Raw genomic sequence first — 6,485 nt, forward strand, 5'->3', positions numbered from 1 at the left:
ACTCACTGACCCAGTGTAGTGACGCACAGTGACACTCGCGGCATGAACGCACAACCCCGACACCCCCGCACACGCCAGACCTTCTACCGCAGGGACCGCAGGTCGGTACGGCTCGCGCGGGAGTTCGCCCACCAGGCGCTGACGGACTGGGCCGCAGCCGAGCGCAGCGACGACGTACTGCTCTGCGTGAGCGAGCTGGCGACCAACGCCCTTCTCCATGGCGTCCCGGCCGGCCGAGGTTTCCTCCTGCGGCTGACCCTGCACACGGACGGCATCCTCCGCGTCGAGGGGCACGACAGTGGTCCCGGCGAGGTGCGGACTCCGGAGCCGGCTGCGGAGGCGGAACACGGCCGGGGCCTGCTCCTCGTCGCGGCCCTCGCGGACAAGTGGGGGGTGGGGGAGCGGAACCCCGGCAAGATCGTGTGGTGCGAGTTCGCGGTGCGGGGTGCTGAGGTGGCCGTCCCGGGTCGGCTGGGGTGAGCGTGCGGAGACGTGGCCGTCGGTCCGGTCGTTCGGTGACGGACTCACCGAACGACCGGACCGACGGTCACCTGTTGCCGACGGACACCGTGCCCACCCCCCGTCGGCCGCCGGAGGCTCACGCGTTCTTGATCGCCGAGATGTCGAAGACCAGCTTGATCTTGTCGGAGACCAGGACGCCGCCCGTCTCCAGCGCCGCGTTCCAGGTCAGGCCCCACTCCGAGCGCAGGATCTCGGCCTTGCCCTCGAAGCCGACGCGCTCGTTGCCGAACGGGTCCTTCGCGGCGCCGTTGAACTCCAGGTCGATGGTGAGCGGCTTGGTGACGCCGAGCAGGGACAGCTCGCCGGTGATGCGGTAGTCGTCGCCGCCCAGGGACTCGGCCTTGGTGGAGCGGAACGTCATGACCGGGTGCTCGTCGATCTTGAAGAAGTCGGACGACTTCAGGTGGCCGTCGCGGTCGGCGTTGCCGGTCTCGATGCTGGCCACCTGGACGTCGAGCGTGGCCGTGGACTTGGTGGGGTCGGCGCCGTCGAGGTGGAGCGTGCCGGTGAAGTCCTGGAAGCCGCCCTTGACGTTGGTGACCATGGCGTGCCGGGCGACGAAACCGATCGTGCTGTGGGACGGGTCGATCGTGTAGTCGCCGGTCAGCGCGGTCAGGTCGGGGCCGGCGGTGGCCTGCGCGGCGGGGGCGGGGGTGGTGTCCTTGCGGCTGAAGATTCCCACGGCGTGCTCCTTGAGCTCTTTGTTGAACGTTGAACCAACCTGCGACTCAGACAGTAGACCCATTCGGTTCGGTTTTCAACATCATCCGCAGCGTGTTTCCGCGAATGCTCCGAGTAATCGATTCCGCCCTCTGGCGCACCGGCCGAGCGCTCGGGCACCATCTGGCTGCACCACCTGCACAGCCGACCCACAGGACGCACGGCCCACCGCAGGAAAGGTCCCCATGAAGCCGCTCACGACCCGCTCGCTGCTCACCGCGCTCGCCCTCGTCGTCGCCCCCGGCGTCGCCGTCCTCGGCACCGCCACCGACGCCTTCGCCGTCACCAAGATCAGCCACGCGACCGCCACCCAGATGTTCCGCGACGTCGGCATCACCTGGTCCTCCTCGGGCAACTGCTCCGACCGCAACAACTCCACCTGTACCTCCTTCGAGCAGCTCAACCTCGCCACCGCCCAGGGCGCCCAGACCCTCAAGCGGGCCAGCGGCTGCGCCCTCAACATCACCGGCGGCACCGAGACCGGCCACGCCTCCGGCACCTACTCCCACTGGAACGGCTACAAGCTCGACTACGGCAAGAACACCTGCGTGACGTCGTACATCAAGAACAACTTCGGCTACATCGGCCTGCGCGGCGACGGCGCCCCGCAGTACCAGTCCGGCTCCGGCAACATCTATGCCGACGAGGGCAGCCACTGGGACGTCCTCTACTACAACTGCGGCGGCTGCTGAGCCGGGAGCCGGCGGGAGAGGGCGGTGACCGGCCCATGCGCATGACCCGACGCGCGCTGCTGCTGGCCGCCGCCCTCGCCGCCGTCCCGGCGCCGGGCGCGCGGGCGGCCGACGACCCGTACGACGTGCTGCGCCGCCGCTGGCTCGGCATCGCCCTGGGCGCGGGGTACGACCCGGCCGCCGAGCCGTACGCCTCCAGGCTCGCCCAACTCGGGGAGCAGGCGAGGGAGTTCCGGGCCGGGATGGTTCCCGGTCCCGGCTCGCTCTGGCCCGGGCACCCCTTCGACCCGCCCTCCGGGATCACCTCCAGCTACGACCGCCTGTGGACCATGGCCCAGGCGTACGTCCAGGCCGGCACCGGTTCCACCGGTGATCCGGGTCTCCTCGCCGACGTACTGCGCGGGCTCGACCACCTCTCCGCCACGGTCTACAACCCGGCCACCACCCGCTACGGCAACTGGTGGGAGTGGCAGATCGGCAGCCCCCGGCTGCTGACGGACATCACGGCCGCCCTGTACGAGCAGGCCGGCCCCGCCCGGGTGGCGGCGGTCTGCGCGGCCGTCGACCACTTCGTCCCGGACGCCGTGCTCACCGACTACTCGGGCACCTCCACCGGCGCCAACCGCGTCGACCTGTGCCGCTCGGTCGCCGTGCGCGGCATCCTGGGCCGGAGTCCGGAGAAGATCTCCCTGGCCCGTGACGCCCTCTCGCCCGTCTTCCCGTACGTGACGCGGGGCGACGGCCTCTATGCCGACGGCTCCTTCGTCCAGCACACCTGGGTCGCCTACTCCGGTACGTACGGCCAGGTCCTGCTCGACGGCCTGGGCCGGCTGTTCGCGCTGCTCGCCGGGTCCGAGTGGGAGGTCACCGACCCCGCCCGGCAGAACATCCTGGACGGCGTCGAGCACGCCTACGCGCCCCTGATCCACGACGGGCTGGTGATGGACTGCGTCAACGGCCGTGCCATCAGCCGCGGTTACCTGCGCGGTGACGACCAGCACGTGCTGCGCGGCGACCACTACCACGGGCAGGCCCTGATCGCCGCCGTCGCCCTGCTCGCGGACGGCGCGAGCGCGGCCGAGCGGGAGCGGTGGCACGGCCGGATCAGGGGCTGGATCGAACGGGACACCGTGGTGCCCATGCTGACGTCCCGTCAGTTCCCGGTCGCCGACCTCGCGCGGCTGCGCGCCATCGCCGCCTCGCCCGGACCCGCCGCCCCGGAACCCCTCGGCCACCGCCTCTTCCCGGCCATGGACCGCGCCGTCCACCGCACCCCCCGCTTCACCGCCGCCCTCGCGATGGCCAGCGACCGCATCGCCCACTACGAGTGCGGCAACGGCGAGAACCCGCGCGGCTGGCACACCGGGTCCGGCATGCTCTCCTGGTGGCCCCGGGGCCGCAGCGACCAGTACACCGACTGGTACTGGCCCACCGTCGACTGGTACCGGCTGCCCGGCACCACCGTGTCCACGAAGCGGCTGTCCGACCGGGCCGGCGGCGAATGGGGCGCCCCCAAGCCGGACGTCCGCTGGGTCGGCGGGACCACCGACGGCACGTACGCGGCGGTCGGCCAGCACCTCAAGGGCCTCGGCTCCACCCTTGAGGCCCACAAGTCCTGGTTCTTCCTCGACGACGCCGTGGTCTGCCTCGGCGCCGGGATCTCCTGCGCCGACGGCGTCCCGGTGGAGACGGTGGTGGACAGCCGCAACCTGGGCGAGGACGGCGCCCAGGGCTTCGTGCGCGGGCGGAACTGGGCCCATCTGGAGGAGCACGGCGGCTGGATCCTGCCGTACGGCGGCGAGCTGCGCACCCTGCGCGAGGACCGCACCGGCGCCTGGTCGGACATCAACACCACCAGCACGGACGAGCGGCGCACCCGGCGGTGGCAGACCCTCTGGCTCGACCACGGCACCGACCCCGAGGCCGCCCGCTACGCCTACGTCCTGCTGCCCGGCGCCTCCCGCGCCGAGACCGCCGCCCGGGCCGCCGACCGGCACTGGCTGTCCGTCCTCGCCAACGACGCCGGTCACCAGGCCGTCGCCGTCCCCGGGCTGGGCCTGACGGCGTGGAACTTCTGGCGGGCCGGTACGGTGGGGGACCTGACGGTCTCGGCCGGCGCGAGCGTGCTCGTGGTGCGCCGGGGCCGGACGGCCGCCCTCCGTGTGAGCGAGCCGCCCCGCACCGGAGCCCCGCTGGAGCTGGTCTGGAACCGTCCGGTGCGCGGGGTGACCCGGGCCGGCGACGGCGTCGAGGTCCTTTCGGCTGACCGCCGTCTGAGGCTCCGTGTCACTCCGGGGAGGGCATGTGCCACCCACGAATGTGAGCTGACTCTCGGCTGACGGCTTTGTGGTCTCCCTACAACGGGATGCCCTCCTGAGCAGTCGGAATGCCTGCATGCCGTCACGGTTCTGTTCACTGGCACCAGGAAAACGGGCCGGAGACTGTACGGAGTCGACGGCTCGCTTTTCTTCGGGTCCTTCGTAAGGTCGCTACATGACCGTTTTGGAAGAGACGACGGGTGAGCCGACCGGTGAGCCGACGGACGCACGCGGACGGGTCGCCGAACTGCACGAGATCCGTGCCCGGGCCCTGGCGGGCCCGAGCGAGAAGGCGACCGAGGCGCAGCACGCCAAGGGCAAGCTGACGGCGCGGGAGCGGATCGAGCTGCTCCTCGACCCCGGGTCCTTCCAGGAGGTCGAGCAACTGCGCCGGCACCGGGCGACCGGCTTCGGCCTGGAGGCCAAGAAGCCGTACTCCGACGGTGTCATCACCGGCTGGGGCACGGTGGAGGGCCGTACGGTCTTCGTCTACGCCCACGACTTCCGGATCTTCGGCGGCGCCCTCGGCGAGGCCCACGCCACCAAGATCCACAAGATCATGGACATGGCCATCGCGGCCGGCGCCCCGCTGGTGTCGCTCAACGACGGCGCCGGTGCCCGCATCCAGGAGGGCGTCTCCGCCCTCGCCGGCTACGGCGGCATCTTCCAGCGCAACACCAAGGCGAGCGGTGTCATCCCGCAGATCTCCGTGATGCTCGGCCCGTGCGCGGGCGGCGCGGCGTACTCCCCGGCGCTGACGGACTTCGTCTTCATGGTCCGCGACACGTCCCAGATGTTCATCACGGGCCCCGACGTGGTCAAGGCCGTCACGGGCGAGGAGATCACCCAGAACGGTCTGGGCGGCGCGGACGTCCACGCCGAGACGAGCGGCGTCTGTCACTTCGCGTACGACGACGAGGAGACGTGCATCGCCGAGGTGCGCTACCTCCTGTCGCTCCTCCCGCAGAACAACCGCGAGAACCCGCCACGGGTCGACTCCGCGGACCCGGCGGACCGCCGCGGCGACGTGCTGCTGGACCTCGTCCCGGCCGACGGCAACCGGCCCTACGACATGACCAAGGTCATCGAGGAGATCGTCGACGACGGCGAGTACCTGGAGGTCCACGAGCGCTGGGCGCGCAACATCATCTGCGCCCTCGCCCGTCTGGACGGCCAGGTGGTCGGCATCATCGCGAACCAGCCGCAGGTCCTGGCGGGCGTGCTGGACATCGAGGCGAGCGAAAAAGCTGCGCGCTTTGTCCAGATGTGTGACGCTTTCAATATCCCGATCGTCACGTTCCTGGACGTTCCCGGGTTCCTCCCCGGTGTCGACCAGGAGCACGGCGGAATCATCCGCCACGGCGCGAAGCTGCTGTACGCCTACTGCAACGCGACCGTGCCGAGGATTTCGCTCATCCTGCGCAAGGCGTACGGAGGTGCCTACATCGTCATGGACTCCCAGTCGATCGGCGCCGACCTCACGTACGCGTGGCCGACGAACGAGATCGCCGTGATGGGGGCGGAGGGCGCGGCCAACGTCATCTTCCGCCGGCAGATCGCCGAGGCCCGGGACCCCGAGGCCATGCGGGCACGGATGGTCAAGGAGTACAAGTCCGAGCTGATGCACCCCTACTACGCGGCCGAGCGGGGCCTGGTCGACGACGTCATCGACCCCGCCGAGACCCGCGAGGTGCTGATCAAGTCCCTGGCGATGCTGCACACCAAGCACGCCGACCTGCCCTCCCGCAAGCACGGCAACCCTCCGCAGTAATCCGGCGGACACCTCTCCCAGGGAGAACGACACCCATGAGCACTGCTGACATCCGCGTCGAGAAGGGCCACGCCGAGCCCGAGGAAGTCGCCGCCATCACGGCGATCCTCCTGGCCCGCGCCGCCGCCCGCCCCGAGCCCACGGTGACCCACCGCGCCCGCCCGAAGGCAGGCTGGCGCCGCCTGGAGCGCGAGCCCGGCTTCCGGGCCCCGCACAGCTGGCACTGAGCCTCAGGCACGCGACCGCAGCCCCGCCACCCCTCGTGGGAGGCGGGGCTGCGGTGCGTCCGGCTCCCGGTCGCGCGCCCCGGGCCGCCGTACGGCCCCCGGGGTACGGCAAAGGGGCCCTCTCCGGACGGAAAGGGCCCCTAGGGCCTGTCTGACAATTCGCGTCTGCCGCGCGACGCCATGCACGCACTCTCGCCGCACCGGCCCCAGACCCAAGTACGTCCAGTACGAGGGC

Annotated in this window: 6 protein-coding genes; 5 read left to right on the forward strand and 1 reads right to left on the reverse strand. The window is 71.0% G+C overall.

Features of this window, described 5'->3' with window-relative positions; genetic code table 11:
* Window positions 1-42 precede the first annotated feature (42 nt).
* Window positions 43-480 carry an ATP-binding protein gene (locus AB0947_RS32115; protein ID WP_366753868.1) on the forward strand — a complete coding sequence of 146 codons (438 nt, stop codon included), beginning with the start codon at window positions 43-45 and terminating at the stop codon, window positions 478-480.
* A gap of 118 nt (window positions 481-598) precedes the next feature.
* On the opposite strand, the gene AB0947_RS32120 is transcribed toward AB0947_RS32115, so the two are convergent.
* Window positions 599-1,204: a YceI family protein gene (locus AB0947_RS32120; protein ID WP_366753869.1), complete on the reverse strand. Its 606-nt coding sequence runs from the start codon at window positions 1,202-1,204 to the stop codon at window positions 599-601.
* A gap of 223 nt (window positions 1,205-1,427) precedes the next feature.
* Here AB0947_RS32120 and AB0947_RS32125 point away from each other — a divergent pair, with 223 nt between their 5' ends.
* The 4 genes from AB0947_RS32125 to AB0947_RS32140 all read left to right on the forward strand — a co-directional run bounded on the left by AB0947_RS32125 (window position 1,428) and on the right by AB0947_RS32140 (window position 6,250).
* On the forward strand, window positions 1,428-1,934 hold the full coding sequence (locus AB0947_RS32125; RefSeq protein ID WP_171152516.1) for a hypothetical protein: 507 nt from the start codon (window positions 1,428-1,430) through the stop codon (window positions 1,932-1,934).
* 35 nt (window positions 1,935-1,969) lie between these two features.
* Window positions 1,970-4,273 (forward strand): polysaccharide lyase 8 family protein, encoded by a 2,304-nt coding sequence (locus AB0947_RS32130; RefSeq protein WP_366753870.1) that lies wholly within the window; start codon window positions 1,970-1,972, stop codon window positions 4,271-4,273.
* A gap of 154 nt (window positions 4,274-4,427) precedes the next feature.
* A complete protein-coding gene (locus tag AB0947_RS32135) occupies window positions 4,428-6,023 on the forward strand; it encodes an acyl-CoA carboxylase subunit beta (RefSeq protein ID WP_366753871.1) in 1,596 nt (531 codons plus the stop codon).
* 35 nt (window positions 6,024-6,058) lie between these two features.
* The gene (locus AB0947_RS32140) at window positions 6,059-6,250 is read left to right on the forward strand and encodes an acyl-CoA carboxylase subunit epsilon (RefSeq protein ID WP_366753872.1); all 192 of its coding nucleotides are present in this window, start codon (window positions 6,059-6,061) and stop codon (window positions 6,248-6,250) included.
* The last annotated feature ends 235 nt before the right edge of the window (window positions 6,251-6,485 follow it).

It is taken from the genome of Streptomyces sp. NPDC047841 (assembly GCF_040704085.1).
Classification (GTDB): domain Bacteria; phylum Actinomycetota; class Actinomycetes; order Streptomycetales; family Streptomycetaceae; genus Streptomyces; species Streptomyces argyrophylli.

What these genes read in the sequence shown, in the direction of transcription:
- AB0947_RS32115 (WP_366753868.1), top strand. Translation starts at nt 43, where the DNA reads ATGAACGCACAACCCCGACACCCCCGCACACGCCAGACCTTCTACCGC.
- AB0947_RS32125 (WP_171152516.1), top strand. Translation starts at nt 1,428, where the DNA reads ATGAAGCCGCTCACGACCCGCTCGCTGCTCACCGCGCTCGCCCTCGTC.
- AB0947_RS32130 (WP_366753870.1), top strand. Translation starts at nt 1,970, where the DNA reads ATGCGCATGACCCGACGCGCGCTGCTGCTGGCCGCCGCCCTCGCCGCC.
- AB0947_RS32135 (WP_366753871.1), top strand. Translation starts at nt 4,428, where the DNA reads ATGACCGTTTTGGAAGAGACGACGGGTGAGCCGACCGGTGAGCCGACG.
- AB0947_RS32140 (WP_366753872.1), top strand. Translation starts at nt 6,059, where the DNA reads ATGAGCACTGCTGACATCCGCGTCGAGAAGGGCCACGCCGAGCCCGAG.